The 22,882-nt window shown below is 65.2% G+C and carries 14 protein-coding genes and 1 riboswitch; of the genes, 8 read left to right on the top strand and 6 right to left on the bottom strand.

Going from position 1 to position 22,882, the window contains the following annotated elements; all coding sequences use genetic code 11:
* The first annotated feature begins 81 nt into the window (after positions 1–81).
* On the top strand, positions 82–7,155 hold the full coding sequence (locus H8S57_RS17875; protein WP_186907799.1) for a GH36-type glycosyl hydrolase domain-containing protein: 7,074 nt from the start codon (positions 82–84) through the stop codon (positions 7,153–7,155).
* Between the two features lie 34 nt (positions 7,156–7,189).
* Here H8S57_RS17875 and H8S57_RS09245 read toward each other — a convergent pair whose 3' ends face one another.
* Entirely contained in the window at positions 7,190–7,966 is a 777-nt protein-coding gene (locus H8S57_RS09245) for a formate/nitrite transporter family protein (protein WP_186907798.1), read from the bottom strand.
* Between the two features lie 161 nt (positions 7,967–8,127).
* On the opposite strand from H8S57_RS09245, the gene yfmF reads away from it, so the two are divergent.
* Genes yfmF through lgt form a run of 3 tightly spaced genes read left to right on the top strand, consistent with a single transcriptional unit; the run spans position 8,128 to position 11,739 of the window.
* Complete coding sequence (gene yfmF / locus H8S57_RS09240) at positions 8,128–9,405, top strand: EF-P 5-aminopentanol modification-associated protein YfmF (RefSeq protein ID WP_186907797.1); 1,278 nt, start codon at positions 8,128–8,130, stop codon at positions 9,403–9,405.
* Between the two features lie 4 nt (positions 9,406–9,409).
* Positions 9,410–10,687 (top strand): EF-P 5-aminopentanol modification-associated protein YfmH, encoded by a 1,278-nt coding sequence (yfmH, locus tag H8S57_RS09235; protein ID WP_186907796.1) that lies wholly within the window; start codon positions 9,410–9,412, stop codon positions 10,685–10,687.
* On the top strand, positions 10,684–11,739 hold the full coding sequence (gene lgt, locus H8S57_RS09230; protein ID WP_186907795.1) for a prolipoprotein diacylglyceryl transferase: 1,056 nt from the start codon (positions 10,684–10,686) through the stop codon (positions 11,737–11,739). The genes yfmH and lgt overlap by 4 nt, the downstream gene beginning before the upstream one ends.
* A gap of 310 nt (positions 11,740–12,049) precedes the next feature.
* On the opposite strand, the gene dinB is transcribed toward lgt, so the two are convergent.
* From dinB to H8S57_RS09205, 5 genes are all read right to left on the bottom strand, one after another.
* A complete protein-coding gene (dinB, locus tag H8S57_RS09225; protein ID WP_186907794.1) occupies positions 12,050–13,288 on the bottom strand; it encodes a DNA polymerase IV in 1,239 nt (412 codons plus the stop codon).
* A 27-nt stretch (positions 13,289–13,315) separates the two neighbouring features.
* Complete coding sequence (locus H8S57_RS09220; RefSeq protein WP_186907793.1) at positions 13,316–14,506, bottom strand: DUF2812 domain-containing protein; 1,191 nt, start codon at positions 14,504–14,506, stop codon at positions 13,316–13,318.
* Positions 14,503–14,817, bottom strand: coding sequence for a PadR family transcriptional regulator (locus H8S57_RS09215; RefSeq protein ID WP_186907792.1), 315 nt, complete (start codon positions 14,815–14,817; stop codon positions 14,503–14,505). The genes H8S57_RS09220 and H8S57_RS09215 overlap by 4 nt, the downstream gene beginning before the upstream one ends.
* A gap of 228 nt (positions 14,818–15,045) precedes the next feature.
* A complete protein-coding gene (locus tag H8S57_RS09210; RefSeq protein ID WP_186907791.1) occupies positions 15,046–15,669 on the bottom strand; it encodes an ECF transporter S component in 624 nt (207 codons plus the stop codon).
* A gap of 19 nt (positions 15,670–15,688) precedes the next feature.
* Positions 15,689–16,315: an ECF transporter S component gene (locus H8S57_RS09205; RefSeq protein WP_186907790.1), complete on the bottom strand. Its 627-nt coding sequence runs from the start codon at positions 16,313–16,315 to the stop codon at positions 15,689–15,691.
* A gap of 87 nt (positions 16,316–16,402) precedes the next feature.
* A riboswitch (FMN riboswitch) is annotated at positions 16,403–16,537 on the bottom strand.
* Between the two features lie 145 nt (positions 16,538–16,682).
* Here H8S57_RS09205 and H8S57_RS09200 point away from each other — a divergent pair.
* The 4 genes from H8S57_RS09200 (at position 16,683) to H8S57_RS09185 (ending at position 22,459) form a co-directional block, all read left to right on the top strand.
* Positions 16,683–17,186 carry an SLOG family protein gene (locus tag H8S57_RS09200; RefSeq protein WP_186907789.1) on the top strand — a complete coding sequence of 168 codons (504 nt, stop codon included), beginning with the start codon at positions 16,683–16,685 and terminating at the stop codon, positions 17,184–17,186.
* 122 nt (positions 17,187–17,308) lie between these two features.
* Positions 17,309–17,683, top strand: a complete 375-nt coding sequence (locus H8S57_RS09195; protein ID WP_186907788.1) for a BlaI/MecI/CopY family transcriptional regulator — start codon at positions 17,309–17,311, stop codon at positions 17,681–17,683.
* Between the two features lie 2 nt (positions 17,684–17,685).
* Positions 17,686–20,883, top strand: coding sequence for a M56 family metallopeptidase (locus H8S57_RS09190; protein ID WP_186907787.1), 3,198 nt, complete (start codon positions 17,686–17,688; stop codon positions 20,881–20,883).
* Positions 20,884–21,079: 196 nt separating this feature from the next.
* Positions 21,080–22,459: a radical SAM protein gene (locus tag H8S57_RS09185; RefSeq protein WP_186907786.1), complete on the top strand. Its 1,380-nt coding sequence runs from the start codon at positions 21,080–21,082 to the stop codon at positions 22,457–22,459.
* The last annotated feature ends 423 nt before the right edge of the window (positions 22,460–22,882 follow it).

The raw sequence follows: 22,882 nt of genomic DNA, 5'->3' as shown, positions 1-22,882 counted from the left end.
GGAAGCAGGCGGAAGCGCACATAGTTTTCCAGCTGCCGGGGAATCCTCTCTGGCAGATGTGCACAGACGGGGAGGAAGCTTATGGAACTGGAACGGCTGGGACGGGAAACGGCGGCGGCGCGAAAGCCGGCGGAGCGCAGCGGCGGGCGGACGCTGGCCCGGCAGATGCGCCGGGCGCTGAAGGAGATCGAGGCCGCCCGGCGCCGTTTGGTGGAGGAGGAGCGGGGGCAGGAGGCGCGCCCTGCGGCGGAATGGCTGCTGGATAACGCCTACCTGGCCCAGCGGGAGGGGAAGGACGCATGCCGGGCCCTTTCCCGGTGTCCCCGGCGCCTGCGCCGGGACGGGGCGGAGCTCTTCATCGGCGTGCTGGCCCGCACGCTGGCGGAGACCGGGACGGTGGGGACCGCCGAACTGGACGCCTTTCTGGGCGGCGTGCAGCGGGGCGCTCCGCTGTCTGAATTGGAGCTGGCCCATTTCATTCCGGCGCTCAAAGGGGCGCTGATCCTCCGCCTGGCACGGCTGTGCCGGAGTCTGCCGGGGCGGGACGAGGCCCTGGCGGGAGAGCTGGAGCGCCTGTTCACCACGCTGCGCACGCTGGGCGGCGCCGATCTGGCCCCGGTGCTGGAACGGCACAGCCAGGCCGAACAGGCCCTGCGGCAGGACCCTGCGGGCGCCTATGCCGCCATGGACGACGCCACCCGCGCCCGCTACCGGGACCGTTTGTGCGCCCTGGCCCGAAAAACGGGCCGCTCCGAGGCGGAGACCGCCCGCCGGCTGCTGGAGCTGTGCCGGGCGGGGGCGGGACTGGAGCGCCACGTGGGGTATTGGCTGTTCCGCCGTCCCTTGGGGGAGGAGCGTCCGGCGGCGCAGGGGGGCTGGTATGTGGCTGCGGTGGTACTGTGCAGCCTGTGCCTGTCGCTGCTGCTGGGCTTTCTGCTGCACAGCGGCTGGGTGGCGCTGCTGCTCCTGCTGCCCGTGTCCGATCTGGTGAAAAATGTGCTGGACTTTTTGGCGGTGCGCCTGGTGCGGCCCCGTCCGGTGTTCCGCATGGCCCTGGAGCAGGGCGTGCCGCGGGAGGGGCGTACCCTCTGCGTGATCGCGGGGCTTCTGAGCGGGGAGAACTCCGGGCCGGAGTACGCCGCCCTGCTGGAGCGCTACCGGCTGGCCAACCGGGACGGAGGGGCGCAGCTGCGGTTCGGTCTGCTGGCCGACCTGCCCGACCGGGACGCCCCCATGGGAAGCCGGGCCGGACAATGGGTGGACGCGGCCCGCCGGGCCATCGATGCGCTCAACGAGACCTATGGCGGAGGGTTTTACCTCTTTTTCCGGGAACCCGTGTTCCAGAAGACCGACGAGCGCTACCAGGGCTGGGAACGCAAGCGGGGGGCCCTGCTGGAGCTGTGCCGCCTGCTGAAGGGGCGCAGGACCGGGCTGCAGGTGCTCTCCGGAGAACGCGGCGCGCTGAACGGCACCCGCTTCGTGCTTACCCTGGATTCGGATACCGCCCTCAACGTGGGCTCGGCCCGGGAGCTGACCGGAGCCATGCTCCACCCGCTGAACCGGGCGGTAGTGGACCGCCGCCGCCGTGTGGTGGTCTCCGGTTACGGGGTGCTCCAGCCCAGGGTGGGGGTGGAGCTGGGGGCGGCCAACAAGAGCCAGTTTGCCCGCATTTTTGCCGGACAGGGAGGGGTGGACCCCTATGGCTCCACCGCCAGCGACGTGTACCACGACCTGTTCGACCAGGGCACCTATACCGGAAAAGGCATATTCGATGTGGATGCCTTTTTTACCTGCCTGGAAGGCCGTTTCCCGGAAAACCGGGTCCTCTCCCACGATCTGCTGGAGGGCTCCTATCTCCGCGCGGGACTGATCGGGGATGTGGAACTCACCGACAGCTATCCCTATAAGGTGACCTCTTATTATGCCCGCCTCCACCGTTGGGTGCGGGGAGACTGGCAGCTGCTGCCCTGGCTGGGCCGCCGGGTGCGCAATCAGGCGGGAGGACTGGAACCCAACCCCATCACCCTCATGGCCCGGTGGAAGATTTTTGACAATCTGCGCCGTTCCCTTTCCCCGGTGAGCACCCTGCTTTCCCTGCTGCTGGGCATGTGCGTGGGCCGCCTGGACTTTAACCTGGCGGCGGGGGTAGCCGCGGCCGCGGCCGCGTCCAATCTTCTCCTGTCGGGAGCGGAGCTCTTCTGGCGGGGGGGCCGGGGCCTGCGGGAGCGCTACCATGCCTCGATCGTGGCGGGCTTTGGCGGCGTGATCCTCCAGACGCTGCTGCAGCTTTTGTTTCTTCCCCTCCACGCCTGGACCTGCGCCAGCGCCATCGCAACCGCCCTATGGCGGCAGCTGGTCACGCACCGGGGGCTGCTGGCCTGGGTAACGGCGGCGGACGCGGAACGGCGCGCGGGGGACGGCCTGTGGGCCAATTACCGCAAGGGGTGGAGCGCCGTGGCGGCGGGCGGTCTGGCCATCCTGTTCGCCCGCATCCCGGCGGGCGCGGCGGCGGGGCTTTTGTGGGCGCTCGCTCCCTGCGCCGCCTGGGCCATGAGCAGCCCCATACCGGCCCAACGGGCCGCGCCCCAGGCCGACCGGCCCTTCCTGCTCCACCAGGGGGCGCTGATCTGGCAGTATTTTGCAGACTGGCTTCGCCCCGAGGATCACTGGCTGCCGCCCGACAACGTGCAGGAGGGACCCGACCTGGGGCCCGCCCGGCGTACCTCGCCCACCAACGCCGGCATGGCCCTGCTGTGCTGCCTGGCGGCGGCGGACCTGGATCTGTGCTCCCGGAAGAAGGCGCTCTCCCTCATCGGGCATCTGCTGGATACGCTGGAGACGCTGCCCAAGTGGAACGGACATCTCTACAACTGGTATGACACGGCTTCCGCCGCGCCCCTCACGCCCCGCTATGTATCCACCGTGGACGCGGGCAACCTGTGCGCCTGCCTGATCGCCCTGCGGGAAGGACTGTACGAATGGGGGGAGGATGCGTTGGCCCGGCGGGCGGAGGCGCTGTCCGACGGCATGGACTTCTCCCGGCTTTACGACGGACAGCGGCGGCTGTTCTATATCGGCTACGACTGCGAAAAGCAGGCCTACACCCAGGGCTGGTATGACCTGATGGCCAGCGAGGCCAGGCAGACCAGCTACCTGGCGGTGGCCCGGGGAGAGGTGAGTCCGCGCCACTGGCGGCGGCTGAGCCGGATGCTGACGGGGGATGACGATTATAAGGGCATGGTCTCCTGGACGGGCACCATGTTCGAGTATTTTATGCCCAACCTGCTCCTGCCGGTGGAACCCAACAGCCTGGTCTACGAGTCGCTGGCCTTTTGCCTCTATGAGCAGCGCAAGCGGGGGCGGCGCACGGGGACGCCGTGGGGGATCTCCGAATCCTGCTTTTATGCCTTCGACCCCGGCTTGAGCTACCAATACAAGGCCCACGGGGTCCAGCGGCTGGGCCTGAAGCGGGGACTGGATGAGGAGCTGGTGGTGGCTCCGTACGCCTCCTTCCTGGCGCTGCTGCTCTCGCCGCGCCGGGCGGCGGACAACCTGCGCCGCCTGCGCGCGCTGGGGGCGGAGGGGAAATACGGCATGTACGAGGCGCTGGACTTCACCCCTGCCCGGCGTACCGGCAAGGCCCCCTTCGAGCCGGTGCAGACCTTTATGGCCCACCATCTGGGCATGAGCCTGGTGGCCATCGACAATGCCCTGAACGAAAATGTGATGCAAAAGCGCTTTTTGCGGGACCGGGCCATGGGGGCTTACCGGGAACTGCTGCAGGAAAAGGTGCCCGTGGGAGCCGCCGTGCTCCGCCAGAGGGAGTTCCGGGCGCCGGAGCAGCCGGGGCGTCCGCCGCAGGCCGGACTGGTGCGGGAGTACCCGGCGGCGGCGCAGGCGCGTCCGGCCTGTCATCTGGTGTCCAACGGGGCCTATGTGGTCCTGTGCGATAGTCTGGGGCGCAGCTGGACCCGGATGGGGGAGACCGCCCTGCTCCGGGACGGGGGCGTGTCCGTTTGGTTCAGCGCTCCGGGCGGGCTGACCGCCCTGACGCCGGAGCGCTGCCGGTTCGACGGCGGGGCCGGCTGGACCGGAGCGGCGGGAGGCATCTCCTTCACCCACAGCCTGCAGGTACCGGAGCGGGAGAACGGAGAGCGGCGGGAGCTGGTGCTCCGCTGGAAGGGAAAAGGCCGCCTGAGCGGAGAGGTGGTGTGCTATCTGGAGCCGGTACTGGCAAAGCAGGCGGATTATGCGGCCCACCCGGCGTTCTCCAAGCTCTTTTTGGAGAGCGCCCATACCGGAGACGGAGTCGTCTTTACCCGCCGTCCACGGCGCAGCGGGGAGGGGAGAGCGGCGCTGGCGGTCCTGTGGGACGCCCCGGACGCCTTTTTCGACACCAGCCGGGAGCAGGCCCTGGGCCGGGGCGGGCTGCGGGCGCTGGAGCAGGCCTTGCAGGGACCGGCCCACAGCTCCGCCGGAGCGGTGCTGGATCCCTGCCTGCTGCTGCGCGTCCCTGTGACGCTGGAGCCGGGCGGGACCTTTCGCCTGCGGCTGACCCTGGCGGCCGGGCAGAGCGGAGAGGAGGCGGTAGAGGCCGCACGCCGTCTGCAGAGCCCGCGGGCGCGCTTGGGGAACGTACAGCTGGAACGGCTCATGACTGCCTGCAAGCTGACAGGTGAAACTACGTTACAGGCGTTTGAGCTGTTGGCCGCCCTGGTCTATCCTGGGGCCCGGAGCCCGGCAGAACAGAGCCTTTTGTGGCCCTACGGCATTTCGGGCGATCTTCCCATCGCGGCCCTGACTCTGGCCGGCGCGGAGGAGGCGGAGACGGCCCTGCCCTGGCTGGGGGTGCACAAGCTCCTCTCCCGCAGCGGTTACGCCTTTGATCTGGCGATCCTGCTGGACGAGGGGGGAGATTACCGGCGTCCCGCCCATAGCAGGCTGGCGGAAGGGCTGCGGGCCATCGGATGGGACCATATGGCGGGCGCCAAGGGAGGCGTCCATCTGCTGGCCGCCGCGCCGCCGGTGCTGGAGGCGGCCGCGGTGCGCTTGGGCGCGGCATGGCCGCCCTATGTGCCGCCCGATGCGGAACCGGAACGATCCTTTGCCCTTGAAAAGGGTCTGCCCCTGTGGGAGGCCGGAGCGGACGGCAGCTTTCAGTTCCACTGTGGAAACCGGCTGCCGCCGGTGGGGTGGAGCCAGATGCTCACCAACGGCGATTTCGGCTGGATGGTGGACGAGACCGGCTGCGGACACCTATGGCGGGGCAACGCCCGGGAGTGCCCGCTCACGCCCTGGAACAACGATCCGCTCGCCGTGGGAGGGACGGAACGGTTCGTCCTGCGGGCGGAGGGGGAGGAGCGCTCCCTGTTTGCCGACGGGGACGGGCTGCCCTGTACCGTGACCTACGCTCCCGGCTTCGCCCGCTGGGAGAAGACCTGGGGCGAGCGCCGGGTGAGGACGACCGCCTTCGTCCCGGCGGACCGGCCGGTCCGGGTGCTGCTGCTGGAGCTGGAGGGGGCGCCCTGCCAGCTGGGGCGCCGGTTAAACGGCAAAGAAGAGACACGTTACACGCTGGAGGGCGTGCTGGCGCTCTCCACCGGCGCGGATCTGGAGGAGCGGGAGGAGGACCCCGGTCAGGCCCAGAAGTGGCTGGGACGCACGGTGATGCACTGGAACCGCACGGTCTCCGCGCTGAAAGTGCGCACGCCCGACCCGGCGCTGGACCGTTACCTGAACGGCTGGTGCCTGTACCAGGTGATCGCCTGCCGCCTGCTGGGCCGGACCTCCCGCTATCAGAACGGCGGGGCCTACGGGTTCCGGGACCAGCTCCAGGACGTATGCGCCACACTGCTCACCGGCGGCGCGTATGCCAGGGAGCAGCTGCTGCGCGCCTGCGCCCATCAGTACCGGGAGGGAGATGTGATGCACTGGTGGCACGAGACCGGTGGCGCGGGGGACAAAGGCGTGCGCACCCGTATCAGCGACGACCTCTTGTGGCTGCCGTATGTGCTGTGCGAGTACCTGGAGCAGCGGGGGGACTGGGGCATTTTGGAGGAACCGGTCCCCTACCTGGAGTCCCCGCCCCTGCGTCCGGAGGAGCGGGAGCGCTATGAGCAGCCGGAGCGTTCCCGGGAAACGGGCGGCGTCTACGACCACGCCTGCCGGGCCGTGGAGCAGGTGCTCCGCCGGGGCGCGGGGGAGCACGGCCTGCCCCGCATGGGCACGGGCGACTGGAACGACGGCATGGACCGGGTGGGGGAGCAGGGACGGGGCGAGAGCGTTTGGCTGGCCTGGTTTGCCGCCCACGTGCTCTCACGCTTCGCTCCCGTCTGCGGCCGGATGGGAGACGCGCAGCGGGAGGAGCGCTGCCGGGACTGGGCCGGGCGCTTTGCCGCCGCGGCCGACCGGGCCTGGGACGGGGCGTGGTTCCTGCGGGGGTATTACGACGACGGAAGACCCCTGGGAAGCCGCGGGGACGAGGTGTGCCAGCTGGACTCCATTGCCCAGAGCTGGGCCGCGCTGGCGCCCACGGCGGATCGGGAAAAGACCGCTGCGGCGCTCACATCCGCGCTGGAGCGGCTGTTTGACCGCGGGGCGGGCGTGGTGAAGCTGTTTGATCCGCCGTTCGACGGCGGGGGGGCGGACCCGGGGTATATCCGGGGGTATGTCCCCGGTGTGCGGGAGAACGGCGGGCAATATACCCATGCGGCGGTGTGGCTGGCGCTGGCCTGTCTCCGGACCGGGCGGGCGGGGGAGGGACGGGACATCCTGGCCGCGCTGCTGCCGGAGCACCACGACGGCAGCGTCTACCGCTGCGAGCCCTATGTGCTCTGCGCCGACGTCTACGCCGCCCCCGGCCATCTGGGCCGGGGCGGCTGGAGCTGGTACACCGGCGCGGCGGGGTGGTTCTATCGGACGGCCATGGAAGAGATGCTGGGCTTCCGTCTGCGGGCGGGCCGGCTTTTCCTGGAACCGCAGCTCCCGCCGGACTGGCCGGGCTTTACGGCCACTTGGCGGACGCAGCGGGCCGTTCTCCAGATCACCGTGCGCCGGGGAAGCGAAAAAAAGACCCTCCTGGACGGAAAAAGCGTCCCGGAGGGGCTCGATCTGGAAAAATTGGAGGGGGAGCGGCGCCTGGAGGTCACGCTCTGACCGCGGCCGCGCCGCGTCCCCGCAGGCCGCGCGGTCAGGGCGCGCGCTGCTGCGGCGCGTCCGCCGCGTACCACAGAGGCAGGCCCAGCAGCACCGCGCCCCCCAGAAGATTGCCCAGCGTTACCCACAAAAGGTTCCAAAGCAGGGCGAAGGAAGCGCCGCCAGGCACCAGAAGGGCGTACAGGACAAAATAGGCCATGTTGGCGATGGAGTGCTCCAGTCCGGCGAGCACGAAGGTCGTGATGGCAAGGGTGATGGCGATCACCTTGCCGCACTCGCTCTGAAGCCGGAAGCCGGCAAATACCCCCACGCACACCAGAAAATTGCACAGCACGCCCCGGAGCAGCAGCATATACCAGGGAGCGGCGAGCTTGGCGGGGACGCAGAGGGACAGGTAGGCCGAAAGCAGATCGCTGCTGGCCCCGGAGCCTGCCAGCAGCAGACAGAGCGCCAGGATGCCGATCAAGTTGCCCACATAGGCCATGATCCAGACCCGCAGAGCGGTACCGGGGGTGGCCGAGCCCTCGTAAAGGGAGACCCCCATGACCAGATTGCAGCCGGTAAAAAGCTCGCCGCCCAGCAGCACGATCAGGATCAAAGCGGCGGAAAAGGTCAGGGCGGCCAGCAGCTTGGCCAGGGGCAGGCTGGCGTCGTAGAACCAGGCGGCGCACAGGCTGGACAGCAGGGCCCCTACAAAGATGAAGGCCCCCGCCACAGCGGCGCGGGTCAGATAGCGCAGGGGCTGCTCCCGGGACAGGCGGACCTTGTCGGCCCCGGCCAGGGCCATGGCTTCCACAGCGGAACGTGTCATGCGATCGGCCTCCTTATCATTCGTGTCTCTATTGTAGCGGAAAGCGGCGGGAACGGCAACTGCGCGCACAGCCAATCTTTTTTCCGCGAAGGGGTGTCAAATCGGTCAAAACGATGTATAATACCCATACTGCAATTTTCCACGGAAAGGAATGACAGAGCGTGATCGAAGTCACCCGAAGCGAACTTCTGCCCGGCGTCCATTTGACGGCGGTGCATACAAAAAAGTTTAAGTCCAGCGTGCTGGGACTGCAGTTTTTGCTGCCGCTGCAGGAGGAGACCGCCTCTCTCAACGCCCTGGTCCCCATGGTGCTGCGGCGGGGCACCCGGGAGCATCCGGATCTGGAGGCTCTCTCCGCCGCCCTGGACGAGCTGTACGGCGGTTCGCTGGAACCCATGGTGCGCAAGAAGGGAGAGACCCAGTGCGTGGGCTTTCTGGGGAGTTTCCTGGACGACGCCTACACGCTGGACGGCGCGCCCCTTCTGGAACGGGCCGCGGCCCTGCTGGGCGAGGTGGTGTTTCACCCCTATACCAGCGCCGGGGCCTTCTGCCCCGACTATACCAGCCAAGAGAAGACCAACCTGATCGACCGTATCCGGGCCCAGATCAACGACAAGCGGCAGTATGCCCAGCTGCGGGTGGTCGAGGAGATGTGCGCCGGGGAGCGCTTCGGGGTAGACAAACTGGGCAGCGAGGCCGCCGCCGCCGCCATTGACTGCGCGGCGCTGTGGACGCGCTATCAGGAGATGCTGCGCCTTGCTCCGGTGGAGCTGTATTATTGCGGCTCGGCCGCGCCGGAGCGGGTGCGCCAGGCCCTGTCCGCGATCCTGGCGGAGCTGCCCCAGGGCGCGGCGCGCACTGCCCCCGGCCGCCCGGCGCGGCGGCAGGCCCCGGACGTGCCCCGCCTGGTGGAGGAGGCTATGGACGTGACCCAGGGCAAGCTGTCCCTGGGCCTGCGTACCGGCATCGACGCCTGGGACGCCGATTATCCCGCCCTCACCCTGGTCAACGCCATCTATGGCGGCACCACGACCTCCAAGCTCTTTCTGAACGTGCGGGAGCGTCTCTCGCTGTGCTACTACGCCAGCTCCGGCCTGATGAAGTACAAGGACGTGATGCTGGTCTCCTCCGGCGTGGAGTTCGACCGGGTGGAGCAGGCCAAGACGGAGATCCTGGCCCAGCTGGACCAGTGCAGGACGGGAGCGTTTGGGGAGGAAGAGCTGGAGTGGGCCCGCCGTTCGGTGGTGAGCAGTCTGACCACCACGCTGGATGCGCAGGGGCGGCTGGAGGATTACTGGCTGGGCCAGTCCGCGGCGGGTCTGACCGAAGCCCCGGAGGAGCTGGCCCGGCGCGTGGAGCAGGTCACCCGGGAGCAGGTGGTCTCCGCCGCCCAAAAGCTGAAGCTGGATACCGTCTATTTCCTGAAAGGCAAGGAGTGAGCCCATGGTAAGCAAGGAATACCCCCGCATCGGGGAAACGATGCTGCATGCCCGGCTGGAGAACGGACTGCACATCTATGTGGACCAAAAGCCGGAGTTCCAGAAAAGCTACGCCTTTTTTGCCGCCAATTACGGCGGCATGGACATGAAGTTCCGCCTGGACGGCGTATGGCAGGACACGCCCGCCGGAGTAGCCCACTTTTTGGAGCACAAGATGTTCGATACCGAGGACGGCAACGCCCTTCAGGATCTGGCCGCCAATGGGGCGTCCCCCAACGCCTTTACCAGCAGCGCCATGACCGGCTACTACTTCGAGAGCACGGAGAAGTTCTATGAAAATCTGAAGATCCTGCTCTCCTTTGTCTCCATCCCCTGGTTTACCCGGGAGAGCGTGGACAAGGAGCAGGGGATCATCGGCCAGGAGATCCGTATGGTGGAGGACGACCCGGACAATCAGGTCTTCTACGCCCTGATGGAGTGCCTGTTTGACCATCACCCCATCCGGGTGCCCATCGCCGGGACCCGGGAGTCCATCTCCCATATCACGGCGGATACCCTCTACGCCTGCCACAAGGCCTTTTATACGCCCTCCAATATGGTGCTCACCGTGGCCGGGAACGTGGACGCCAAGCGGGTGATCGAGACTGCCCGGGAGATCCTGCCCCGGGAGAGCGGCGGACGGATCGAGCGGGACTACGGCACAGAGGAGCGCGGCAAAGCCGCCGCCCCCGGCAAACAGCTGCGCATGGCGGTCTCCACGCCGATTTTCCAGCTGGGCTGCAAGGCCGATACCGCCCCTGCGGGCGAGGAGCGCCTGCGCCGTCAGCTGGTGAGCGAGCTGGCCTGCGAGGCGCTGCTGGGCACCTCCAGTCCCCTGTATGCCGACCTGTACCGGAAGGGGCTCATCAACAAGAACTTCGGCTACGGGTTCGAGCAGTATCCGGGCTGCGCGCTTCTGGCCGCAGGGGGGGAGAGCCGGGAGCCGGAGGCGGTGCGCGGCGCGGTGCTGGCCGAGGCGCAGCGCCTAGCGGAGCGCGGCCTGGAGGAAGCCTTCTTCCAGCGGCTGAAACGCTCCGGCTACGGCGCGCGGGTACGGGCGCTCAATTCCTTTGAAACGATCTGCATCGAGCAGGCCCAGGCGCATTTTGCGGGGTTTGAGTATCTGCGTTTTCCCGAGCTCTACGCGGACATCGGGCGGGAGCACGTGGAAGAATGCCTGCGCCGCCTGGCGGATCCGGAGCGCTGGGCGCTGGCCGTGGTCCGGCCGGGAGGGCAGGCATGATGGGAACCGTCTCCTTCCCGGGACTGGGACTGGAATTCCAGCTCAACCGTGTGGCCTTCCACGTGGGCAGCTGGCCGGTGTACTGGTACGGGATCATCATTGCCGCAGGCTTCCTGCTGGCCGTGTTCTATTGCAGCCGGAAGGCCGGCCAGTTCGGCATCCGGCAGGACGATATCATCGACATGCTCTTTTTTGCCGTGCCCCTGGCCATCATCGGGGCGCGGCTGTACTACATCATCTTCTACCTGGATCTTTTCCGGCGGGAGGACGGCTCCCTGGACTTCGGGGCGATGGTGCGCATCTGGGATGGCGGCCTTGCCATCTACGGCGGCGTGATCGCCGCGGTACTCACCCTTCTGGTCTTCTGTAAGGTGCGAAAGATCAAGTTTTTAGCCTTTGCGGATCTGGGCGTGTTCGGCCTGCTCATCGGCCAGCTGGTGGGCCGCTGGGGCAATTTCGTGAACATTGAGGCTTACGGCGGGCCTACCGATTTGCCGTGGCGTATGGGGATCTATGAGTACGTGGGCGGCGCTTTGCAGTATGCCGAGGTCCACCCAACCTTTCTCTACGAGTCCCTGTGGAACCTGCTGGGACTGATCCTGCTGGCGGTGATCGCCCAAAAATGGCGCAAGTTCGACGGTCAGATGTTTTTGAGCTATTTTGCCTGGTACGGTGTGGGCCGCGGATGCATCGAAGGCCTGCGTACCGACAGCCTGTACTTTTTCAACACGACCGTTCGGGTGTCCCAGGTATTCGGGTTCGCCACCGCCGCCGTGGCCATCGTGCTGCTGGCCGTCAACCTGCTCAGGCGGCCTCACGATCCGGAGGCGCTGTGGGTCAACCAGGTGCGGAAAAACGCCCGGCGGGTGGCCCTGGTCTATCCTGAGGGCCCCGACGCGCGCAAGTGGCTGGAGCGGCAGAAAAAGCGCCTGGAGCGGGAGGGCGCCTATGTGGAGACCTACGCGCTGCCCGCCGGAGCGGCGGAGGAGACCGGCGAGCTGCTGGCTGCCCTGGAAGCGCGGGAGGACCTGGATCAGATTCTGAAAAAGTGAGCCAAGGGGGCTGGGAGACGGGCGAACTTTTTACCTCGATTTCGTGCGAAAGGATCGGCAAACATTTCGTGGGAAGACTCCCTTCCGGAGGCGGCGCCTGTTTCGCGTAGGCCGGGGCGGCCCTTGCGCGGCGATGGCGATCGTTGCGCGGCCGTTCGCGGCTGTGCCGCTTTACGGACGCGGCACACCCCTTGCGGGAGAGCGCTGCGGGACGCTCCTGCGGGAGGTTTGGGGGACAAGCTGCGGGGGCCCGGCGTTCCATTTGGAACGCCGGGCCCCCGCACAATCCCCCCAAGAGTCCCCCTGCCGGTCAGTCCACCGGCGGAAGGCGCCGGTCCTCCTGCTGTGCCGGTTCCGTTGGCTTTACGTTGGAGGCCAGGGAAATGGCGCTCCGGCCGAACTTTCCGCGGATACCGTCCATGGCCCGCTCCAGACGCTCCAGCTTGTCCCGGCGGGGCGCGGCCCCGGCGGCGAACAGATTGAGCTGCTCGGCGGCCAGCCCCTCCTCCACCAGGTTCTGGGCCGTGACCGTCAGGGCGCGGACAGGCGCCCTGGGGCTCCAGGCCGCATGCATCAGTTCCATACACGCCTGTGCGATATCCCGGGATACGTAGGTCGGGGCCTCCAGCCGCTTCTGCCGGCAGATGTCCTTGAAATTGGGATCCCGGATGACGATCTGTACGGTGGTGCATTTCAGGCCGCAGCTCCGCAGCCGGGCGGCCACCTCATCGGAGAGCTCCGCCACACCGGAGTGCAGCTGCGCCCAGCCCACCAGATTACGGGAAAAGGTGAGCCCGTTGCCCACGGACTTGGGCCCCGGCAGGTCCCGCGCGGGGATCACCGGGGCGCGCTCGGCGCCGGTGGCGTAATCGTGAAGGGTATATCCCTGCTTGCCCAGAAGGTCCCCAAGGGCCTCCCGGTCGAACCGGGCCAGATCCCCGATGGTACGCACGCCGTACCCTTCCAGCGTCCGCCGGGCGGACTGACCCACAAAGAGCAGGTCGCTCACCGGCAGAGGCCACAGCAGGTCCCTGAAATTTTCCCGCGTGACGACGGTGGTGGCGTCCGGCTTTTTGTAATCGCTGCCCATTTTGGCAAAGACCTTGTTGAACGACACCCCCACCGATACGGTCAGCTCCAGCTCCTCCCGAACCGCACGCCGGATCTCGTCGGCCAGGGCCCGGCCGTCCCCGCCGAACAGATGCAGAGAGCCGGTCACGTCCAGCCAGCTCTCGTCGATGGAGAAGGGCTCCACCAGATCGGTATAGCGCTCATAGATGGCGTTGACCTGTTTGGAATAGTCCCGGTACTTCCAATGATGGGCGCGCAGCAGCGCCAGGTCCGGGCATTTCCTGCGGGCCTGCCAGATGGTCTCGGCGGTCTTCACGCCGAACGCCTTGGCGCGTTCGTTCTTGGCCAGAATGATCCCGTGGCGGGATTCCGGGTCCCCGCATACCGCGACCGGGGCCGCCCGCAGCTCCGGATGCTCCAGCAGCTCCACCGAGGCGTAAAAGCTGTTCAGATCGCAGTGTAAAATGGTACGTTCCACGCTATCACCCCCGATACCACTATCCTACTATGGATCGAGCGAAAAGTCAAACAATTGTTCTATTTCCTCAAGCTGAGCAAGCAGATCCCGCTCCCCGTCGTAGTCCAGATAGACCACCCTGCCATCCCGGGCCAGGAAGAGACGCTGGCCGGGGAAATCGTTGTCCACGGCCAGTACCGCCCGGTCAAAGCCGGGCAGTTCCAGCTGGGTGACGCGATATTCCTCCGGAAAATAGTTGTGCTGCGTATAGCGGCAGACCAGCTCGTCCAGCAGGGGAGCGGTCAGGCAGGGGAAGGAGAGGCGGTACCAGCGCAGATCCAGTCCACAGGCGTGCGACCCGTCGGGCTCCGACATGCGCTGGTATACCTCATATTGTTCCGGAGCCAGCAAAGACCAGGAGAAACGGATGTAGTTATTGTAGTCTGTCCCATCCTGGAGCGCGATAACGACCGGCTCCAGGGCGTCGTTTCCCTCCAGGGCCGGAAGCGAAAGCAGGGGAAAGGGCCGCTCCTGTCCGGCGATCCCGCCCTCCCAGCGCAGCGCGGCGTAGGCCCACAGGCTGGCAAAGGACAGCGCCAGCAGCACCAGAGAGCAGAGCAGCGTGACGGCCGTGATCCGCGCCCCCCGCCGCCAGCTTCCCTTACGGCGGAGGGCGGCGCCCTGCCGAAGCCGCCGCTTGAAGCGGAAGAATCCGGCAAAGGCCCGGACGGTGAGGCTCAGGGAGAGAAGCTCCATGACCACGGGCAGCAGATTCCCGGCCAGGGGGCTTTCGATCAAGCTGAGTACGGGCCAATCAAAAAAGCAGTACGGCAGGACTACCGCGGCCAGAAAAAGCAGGGTAACGGCCAGCAGCATGGCGCAGTACCGGAGCATGGAGCGGGCGGCCTGATCCAGGCCATAGCTGCGTACCACCGGGTCGGTGTGCAGCTCCGGCGCGTCCGGGTCGGCGGCGGCATAAAGGACGAACCACTTCCCCGCCCGGCCCAGACAGGCCCAGCCCTGCTGGCGCAGATAGATCTGGCTCTCCGCGGTATGGAAGCTTCCGGCCGGTTCCATCCGGTAGCGGACCGGGGCGGGCGCACCGCGGCGGAAGGTGATGCATACCGGCCCGGCATGGTCGTAGAACAGCCCCCGCAGGGCCATGTCCTCCAGCCAGTCTTCAAACCGATCCAGATCGGCATAGTCGATCAGCGGCAGTCTGCGTACTGTGTCCTTCATAGAGCGCCCTCCTCTTCTGCGTCTGCGATGCAGGCGCGCAGCCGCGCCAACTCCTCCTCATAGCGCCGCCGGCCTGCCTCCGTCAGCTGATAGGTGCGTTTGCGGCCCTCCACCGCGGTTTCCTGGAGAAAGCCCTCCTCCTCAAATTTTGCCAGAATGGTGTATAGGGTCCCCGGGCCCAGACGCACCCGGTCCCGGGTGCGCAGGCGCACCCATTCCGCGATCTCTGTGCCGCACCGCGCCTGGCGCAGAAAGGACATGAGCACGTAGAACATACTCTCCGTCAGGTTTTCCAGCGCTTTTTTCCCCATGAGGCCCCTCCAATATCGAAATACGATATCGCTTAACGATATTGTAATGGCGGGACGCGGTCTTGTCAAGGGGAACTTCCGGCCGGCTCTGCTCCGGCGCCGGAGCAGAGCCGGAAACCGACAAAGCGCCCCCGACCGGCGGCCGGGGGCGCTCAAGCGTGTCAATCAAGCGGAAGGGCAGCGTTCCAAAAAGCGGCGGGGGCCGCTGACGGCCGGAATGCCTCTGATTCAGGTTTCGCTGCTCAGATGCTTCTTGCCGGCCCAGATCTGGGCCTCGCCGTGGATGATGTAGCGGGAGACCACCTTGTACACCAGGAAGGTCACGATGGAGTTGGCGCCCGCCTTGATGAGGTTGAAGGGGGCGATGGCGGGGAAGAGCAGGGTGTCCACATAGGCGCGGTTGGCGGCTACGGCGGCGGAGTCCGCGAGGTCCGGGGTGATGAACAAGGGGGTGAGGAAGTGGTTGAACACCAGCATGGCGCCGGTCATGGCCAAGGTGCCGCACGCCAGGGCCAGCACCGCGCCCCGGCGCGTGTGACGGAATTTATAGATGCACCCGGCCGCCAGCACCAGCGTGGAGGTGGCAAAGATATGCATGGCGATCCCCATCACGCCGCTCTGAGCGCTGACGGTGAAGCCCTGGATCAGGCTGGCCACTACGGTAAGGGCGATACCGGCCAGAGGGCCGTAGGCAAAGGTACCGATGAGGATGGGGATATCGGCGGGATCATACTCCAGGAACGGGACCACGGCAAAAATGGGGAAGTGGATCAGCCAGACCAGAACGATGGACAGGGCCACCAGCATGGCCATGACGGCCAGCTTTTTGATGCGTGCAGAGCGCTCCTTCATAAATGCGGCCTCCTTCGGATCAGACTTTCCCGTGCAGCAGGGGAGAGAGGGGCTTATAGATCAGCAGGCAGAGGGCCACATCCAAAAGGCCCTTGAGCAGGGTGAAGGGGGCGTTGAAGGTGACCAGACACTCCAGCAGGCCGTTGGCGGAGGGCCGGATGGCCCGGTACAGCTCCAGAATGGCGTCGATGGGCATGAAGTTGGTGTAGATGGGGTAAGTGATGTAGTAATTCAGAGGAATGGACAAAAGCCCCATGACGACGGCCCCTACGATGGCCCCCAGCAGGGCGCCCTTTCGGGATTTCAGCTTTTGATAGACCAGGCCGGCCGGGAGGATAAAGCAGGCGCCCAGCAGGAAATTGCACAGTTCTCCGGCGCCGCCGGTGGTGGTGATGAGCAGATGAAGCAGGTTCTTGACCAGACAGACCACCACGCCGTAGACCGGCCCAAGAGCAAAGGCGGCCAGAAGGGCGGGCAGCTCGGACACATCCATCTTAACGAAGGACGGCATAAAGGGCACCGCGAAGTCCAGGAACATCAGTACGAAAGCGATGGCGGAGAGCATGGCGGTGACAGTGAGGGCGCGCACGCGGGTGCGCCGGCCGGTGCGGATGCTGCCGGCGGTCGTGGTGTTGGGATCGGACATAAAAAACACTCCTTTTTTCGATGGTAACTCCTGAAAGCTTCCTGACCTTCAGGTGTTAAAATCGAAACTAGGAGGTGCGTAATTTCAACACATCTTCTTTCATCCAGACTTCGCGCCTGCGTATGCGCGTCACTGTCGGTCCCGGAGTCACACCGGGTCTGCCGTTTCCGGCTCGCGGACTGTACCGCCGATCGGGATTTTCACCCTGCCCTGAAGACATTCGATTCAGTTGTTCCGCTTTTATTATAACGCCTTCTGGCCAAAATGCAACCCCCAAAAGAGAAAAAACAAATGTTCGATAAAATGTTGACTTCGCGGCCGGGATATAATAAAATGAAACCAACAAAAGCGGATGGAGGAGCAGGGAATGGACAGAGCGCGTACCTGCTGTTTTACCGGGCACCGCCCGGAAAAGCTGCCCTGGCGGAACAACGAGGCGGACCCGCGCTGTATCGCGCTGAAAGAGCGGCTGGACAAGGCGCTGGAGGCGGCCTATCACAAGGGGATGCGCCATTTTCTGTGCGGTATGGCCCAGGGGGCGGATTTTTATTTCTGCGAGGCCGCCCTGGCCCTGCGGGCGCGGCGCGGCGGCGTAAGCGTGGAGGCGGTGATCCCCTGCGAGGAGCAGGCCGCCCGCTGGGGGGAGCGGGACCGGCAGCGGTATTTCTCCCTGGTGGAGCGCTGCGACGGAGAAACCATGGTCCAGCGGCAGTATGACCGGGGCTGCATGCTCCGCCGCAACCGGTACATGGTGGATCACTCCGCGCTGCTCATCGCCGTCTACGACGGCATGCTGGGCGGCACCATGTATACCCTGTCTTATGCCATGAAGCAGGGGCTGGAGATCGTTACGCTGGAGATCGGGGGCTAGGGCGGGCGCGCGCGGTGCGCCCGCCCTGTTTTTGCAAAAGCGGAAACAGGACTTGACAAGGAACTTCTGCAATTGTAGAATAGAACTATAACTTCTGCAAATGCAAAAGGAGCGTGCCTGGGATGAAGGAGAACCGCCGTCTGCCGGAGTCGGAACTGGACATTATGCTGGTGGTGTGGAACGCCGGGGGAGGGGTGAGCGCCCCTGCCATTCTGGAGGGGCTGGAGCGCCCCCTCACCGCCAGCGCTCTGCACAGCTACCTCAAGCGGCTGGAGGAGAAGGGCTTTCTGGCCTGTGAAAAGACGGGAAAGGTCAATTCTTACCGCCCGCTGGTCTCCCGGAGGGAGTATGAGCGGCGGGAGGGCATGAGTGTGCTGTCCAAGCTGTACGCCGGCTCCCTCAAGCGCTTTGCCGCCGCGCTTTATGACGGCGGGGCCTTATCGCCCGGAGATGTGGAGGAGCTGAAGGACTATCTGGATCATTTGAAGGAGGAATGAGCATGGAGGCTCTGTTTCTGCGGGTGGCCGTCCTGTCCCTGACCGGTTCGGCCGTATTGCTGCCCCTGCTGCTGCTCTCTGGCCGTATCCATCACCGTTACGCGGCCAAAACCTGCTACTTCCTCTGGCTACTGCTGGCCCTGCGGCTGCTTTTGCCCTTCCAGTTCCCGCTGCCCCAGCCCGCCGTGACGGTGGAGACGCCCGTGTATCCGGTGAGCCTGCCCGCCTCCGCCGTGACGGCGGACACCCATATGACGGGACCCGGGGCGGGCGGGAGCGCCGGTAACCCGGCGGCTCCGGAGCCCGTCCCGCAGGAGAGGAGCACGGTCCGGCAGGTCTCCCTGACAGCGCTCGGCGCCTGGGTCTGGGCGGCGGGCACGGCGGGGTTCCTGCTCTGGCAGGCCGTCTCCTATGCGGTTGCCCGCCGCAGCCTGCTCCGCCGGTCGCTGGAGGCCGGCGGAGCGGCGGAGTCCCTGCTGGAGTCCCTGCGGGCGGAGCTGGGCGTAACGGGCCGGGCGGCTCTGCGCCGGGCGACCGGGCTGCCCACCCCCATGATGCTGGGCCTGGTGCGGCCGGTGATCCTGCTGCCCGGCCGGGAGATGGAGCCGGAGCAGCTGGACGTGGTACTGCGGCACGAGCTGGTGCATCTGCGCCGGCGGGACGTGGCGTATAAGGCCCTGCTGCTGCTGACCAACGCCGTGCACTGGTTCAATCCCCTGGTGTGGTGGATGGTGCGGGAGGCGTCCCGCAATTTGGAGCTGTGCTGCGACGATGAGGTGGTACGCGCCAAAGACGCCGGCTTCCGCCGCCGCTATGGCGAGATATTGCTCCATACCGCCGCCGGGTGCCGGGCTCCGGCCCTGTCCACCTATTTCGGCGGTGGCAAGAAACTGCTCAAGGGGCGGCTGGCCAACTTGTTCCAGAAAAAGAAAAACAGCGCGGCAGCGGTGTGCGTCGTCCTGGCGCTCGCCCTGCCGGCGGGCTCGCTGGTGGCCTGCGAGAGCGCGGCGCCGCTGAACGCGTTTGAAGCCGTGCAGGCATTGGAGGACAGCATCGCCTTTGAAAACGGAACGATGAGCTTTACCATTCCAAAGGGTTACGCCAAGGCGGAGCAGTGGAACATCCATATCGCGGGCCGGGCGGAGACGGAACAGCTGGGCGGCCTGAGCCTGCATTATTTCGAAGGCGAGCCATGGCAGGCGGGGAAGCGCTATACCCTGGACATCGCGCCCGAACAGTGGGCGGACATCACCGAGCTGACCCTGGAAGCCTATCTGCCCGACCCGGAAGCACGGAACGGCGTACGGGAGGGCCGTGTCGATCTCCTGAGTATTGTCCGGGGGGCCTCCAGCCTCTACGTGAACGACACCTACGGCTTTACGCTTCAGCTTCCCGAGGACTGGGCGGGGAACTATACCGTGACGGAGTCTGAAGGCATGCTTACGTTCTGCCAGCGGCATCATGGCTTCCATTCCGGCGAATTCTTTTCCCTGCTGATCGACGATGCGCAGGAATTCCGCGCCCGCTATCCGGGGATGAGTGATGAGGAGATCATGAACGGCTGGCCCGGGCAGATGCTCATTCTGGGGGAGGGCGGCGGAAGGATCTTTTTCCTTAGCTTTGCTTCCGATGGGAATGTGGACCTGAATCTTGAGTCCGTCAACTCCGAGTATGAAGCTATGGACGCACAGGCCCGCGCCCTGACGGCCGATGCGTTTACCTACACCGGCGCCGCCGTGCGGCGGGGCGCGGTCTACACCAACAGCACCTACGGCTTTACCGTCCGCTTTCCGGACGGCTGGGCGGGCAGGGTGGAGGTGGCGGAGGACGACGGGGCCGGCCTGATGACCATTTACCAGAGCTCCGCCCGCCGGGCAGACGACCCGACCGCGGGCGTGCTGGCAAATCTGTGCGTGGTCACCCGGGCGGGATTTGACGAACTGTACGGTGACAAGGATCTGGACGGGATGTATGAAACCGGCGGCCCCCGGATCACAGTGCTGGGGGAGGCGGGCGGCCGGCTGGTCTATCTCCATGTGGACCCGCTGCCGGAGGAGCGCTCCGGCCTGGACCCGGACTATGTGCGCCTGCACGATGAGGCGGAAGCCATCACCGCCGACGCGTTTGCCCTAGCTGGCGCACAGAACGCAGTCTATACCAACAGCGGCTGCGGCTTTTCGATCCGGCTGCCGGAATGCTGGGGAGTCTATGGCGCGGTGGGGGAGGACCCCGACACGGGGGCGGTCCTTTTTTACAGCGCGGCGCTGGGCATGGATCAGGGTACCGTCGCCGGACTTTTGGTGGAGGAGGCGCCGCTGGAGGAATACCCCGCCCGCGTACACTACCTTGGAGGCCGGGATGGCTGCCACGTCTACCTCTCCTTCTATCAGACCATGCCCCGTAATCTCATGGAGGGCAGCGCCGAGGACAAGGCGTGGTTTGAGTTGCTCTATGACGCGCTGGAGAATCTGCCGGGCAGCGCGCTGATCTTCTCCCGCGATGCGGAGCCGGCGGCCTCTTCCGGAATCAAGCTGCGCTACACAAGCGCGCTCTACGGCTTTACGCTGGATCAGCCGCCGGAGTGGGCGGACCGGGTAGAGGTGCAGGAGTTCCTGGGCCTGCCCGTCTTCCGGATGAAGGACGCGGGCAAATGGGGCGGCGTGCTGCTCACGCTCGCCTGGATGGAGAGCGCAGACTATGATGAGGATACTGCGCCCGTGCCCATGTACTTCCTGGCGGAACAGGACGGGATCACCCTGTATGCCTATCCCGCTACCGACGTGCAGTTTGACCCGGAGCGGGATCAGGAGCGCTACCGGGCGCTGGAAGAGGGTATTCCGGCGCTGCTGGACAGCTTTGCAAAGCAGGACGGCGTGACCTGGCCCCGCCTGGCGGGCTACGGAGTTCTTGCCGGCGCGGACGAGGGCGGGGTGACGCTGAATCTGGTGGAGCAGAAGAGCTGGTTTGAATTCACAGACCCGGAACAGGACGACACCCGGATGAGCGTCGCTCCGGACGCGGCGGTGGGCGTGATCGGGGCGGACGGGTCTGTCGGCGGCGCACAGATTTCCTATGCCGAATTTCTGTCCGGCCGGGCGGATTATCTGGGCGCGGTCTTTCAAATTTACACGGTGGACGGCGTCGTTGTGGGCCTGAACCAGCAGGGGGAGGCCGTGCTGCGGAGTGAAGATGGAATATGACTATGAATATTATGTGGTATAGTGGTCAAAATAGAAAAAGGGCTTGCCGGAACCGGAACTGCTTTTAAACAAACTGCCGTTTCTGTCTGGAGTTTGGACAGGATTCGCGTTTTGTCTATTTCCCTTTTCTGAAATCGGCGTTATAGTATCGACGAACGGATGGTATTGTTATGCCATGAAAGGGGAAGAAAACGTTATGAAGATTCCTGATAGTATCAAGCGTTACGGTCTGACCAAGGTGTTCGATTATCTGGACAAGGATCCCATGAACAACATGAACAAGGTGATGGATCTGGTCAATAAGTTTGCCGGAGACACCCTGGCGCCCCAGCGCGCGATGTTCGACAAGGTCATCAGCGATCCCGAGTCCTGCTGGTATCAGCTTATCGAGAAGGTCTGGACCCAGACCGATCCCGACGTGCTGAAGACGATCTTCACCAACTTCTTTATCAACGCCAACCTGGTGGGCTGGCCCAAGCAGGAGGAGCTGCGCAAGAAATACAACTGCAATATTCCCTGGGCCATCCTGCTGGACCCCACCTCTGCCTGCAACCTGCACTGCACCGGCTGCTGGGCGGCGGAGTACGGCAATAAGCTCAATTTGACCTTTGACGAGATCGACTCCATCATCACCCAGGGCAAGGAGCTTGGCATCTATCTGTACATTTACACCGGCGGCGAGCCCCTGGTGCGCAAGAAGGACATCATCGCGCTGTGTGAGAAGCACAGCGACGCCGCGTTCCTGTCCTTCACCAACGCCACCCTCATCGACGAGGAGTTCTGCCAGGATATGCTGCGGGTGAAGAACTTCGTCCCCGCCATCAGCCTGGAGGGCTTCGAAGAGGCCAACGACAGCCGCCGCGGCGAGGGCGTGTATCAGAAGGTCACGAACGCGATGGCCCTGCTGAAGAGCCATCGCCTGCCCTTCGGCATCTCCACCTGCTATACCAGCGTCAACTATAAGGACATCACCAGCGAGGAGTTCTACAACAAGATCATTGATCTGGGCGCGTACTTTATCTGGTTCTTCCACTACATGCCCGTGGGCAACGACGCCGCTCCCGAGCTGATGCCCAAGCCCGAGCAGCGGACCGAGGTCTACCGCCGGATCCGGGAGATGCGCTCCAGGAAGGGCATCTTTGCCATGGACTTCCAGAACGACGCGGAATACGTGGGCGGATGCATCGCCGGCGGCCGGCGCTATCTGCATATCAACGCCAACGGCGATGTGGACCCCTGTGTCTTCATCCACTATTCCGACTCCAACATTCGGGAGAAGTCCCTGCTGGAGTGCCTGCAGTCCCCGCTGTTTATGGCCTATCATGACGGCCAGCCCTTCAACGACAACATGCTGCGCCCCTGCCCCATGCTGGAGAACCCTGAGAAGATCCGCAAGATCGTCAACGAGACCGGCGCCCATTCCACCGACCCCCAGTCTCCCGAAACGGTGGAGCATCTGACCGACAAGACCATCCCCTATGCCGAGAATTGGACTCCCATGGCGGAGAAGCTTTGGGAGGAGTCTCACCCCTCCTGCTCTTCCTGCGGCTGCGGCTGCAGCGGCTGCGGCGAGTAATGGAACAGAACAAGCGGGAAGCCCCCGGACCAACGGTCCGGGGGCTTCCCGCATTCAGCTTATCGAAAAATTCCTCCGCAGGAGGACCACGCAGAATTCCGTCGTCATCTCCGCGCCAATAGCCGCCCTGCGGGCGGTTGCGCTCTGAAACGCGCCTACGGGCATAGGCAGACGACGGAACAAAATCAGAATCCATCCGTTCCGGGGACACTGAGTTCCCCCGGGGCGGCACAGCCGCCCCGGCCTACGCTAAAAATGGGGCTGTTGACAAAGTCCCTTATCGAAAAAGCAAATAGGTTTTTCTGGTAGTGTCAAGGATTTTGCGCAAATTGGTTTGCAGGCTCTGGAATGAATGAAGTCAGCCAGCAATGGAGGCGTCCTCAACGGCAGCCTCCAGGTGCTTCATATTCATGTACTTTTTGT

This window comes from Lawsonibacter hominis, from assembly GCF_014287895.1.
Taxonomy (GTDB): Bacteria; Bacillota; Clostridia; order Oscillospirales; family Oscillospiraceae; genus Lawsonibacter_A; species Lawsonibacter_A hominis.
The sequence above is the reverse complement of the archived record's forward strand: the minus strand, read 5'-3'. Positions and strand labels throughout refer to the sequence as shown.

Excerpts from the sequence above, each read along its gene's own strand:
- lgt (WP_186907795.1), top strand. The coding sequence starts at position 10,684 with ATGATGGGAACCGTCTCCTTCCCGGGACTGGGACTGGAATTCCAGCTC.
- H8S57_RS09200 (WP_186907789.1), top strand. The coding sequence starts at position 16,683 with ATGGACAGAGCGCGTACCTGCTGTTTTACCGGGCACCGCCCGGAAAAG.
- H8S57_RS09245 (WP_186907798.1), bottom strand. The coding sequence starts at position 7,966 with ATGACACGTTCCGCTGTGGAAGCCATGGCCCTGGCCGGGGCCGACAAG.
- yfmH (WP_186907796.1), top strand. The coding sequence starts at position 9,410 with ATGGTAAGCAAGGAATACCCCCGCATCGGGGAAACGATGCTGCATGCC.
- H8S57_RS09220 (WP_186907793.1), bottom strand. The coding sequence starts at position 14,506 with ATGAAGGACACAGTACGCAGACTGCCGCTGATCGACTATGCCGATCTG.
- H8S57_RS17875 (WP_186907799.1), top strand. The coding sequence starts at position 82 with ATGGAACTGGAACGGCTGGGACGGGAAACGGCGGCGGCGCGAAAGCCG.
- H8S57_RS09210 (WP_186907791.1), bottom strand. The coding sequence starts at position 15,669 with ATGAAGGAGCGCTCTGCACGCATCAAAAAGCTGGCCGTCATGGCCATG.
- H8S57_RS09215 (WP_186907792.1), bottom strand. The coding sequence starts at position 14,817 with ATGGGGAAAAAAGCGCTGGAAAACCTGACGGAGAGTATGTTCTACGTG.
- H8S57_RS09205 (WP_186907790.1), bottom strand. The coding sequence starts at position 16,315 with ATGTCCGATCCCAACACCACGACCGCCGGCAGCATCCGCACCGGCCGG.
- H8S57_RS09190 (WP_186907787.1), top strand. The coding sequence starts at position 17,686 with ATGGAGGCTCTGTTTCTGCGGGTGGCCGTCCTGTCCCTGACCGGTTCG.
- H8S57_RS09185 (WP_186907786.1), top strand. The coding sequence starts at position 21,080 with ATGAAGATTCCTGATAGTATCAAGCGTTACGGTCTGACCAAGGTGTTC.
- H8S57_RS09195 (WP_186907788.1), top strand. The coding sequence starts at position 17,309 with ATGAAGGAGAACCGCCGTCTGCCGGAGTCGGAACTGGACATTATGCTG.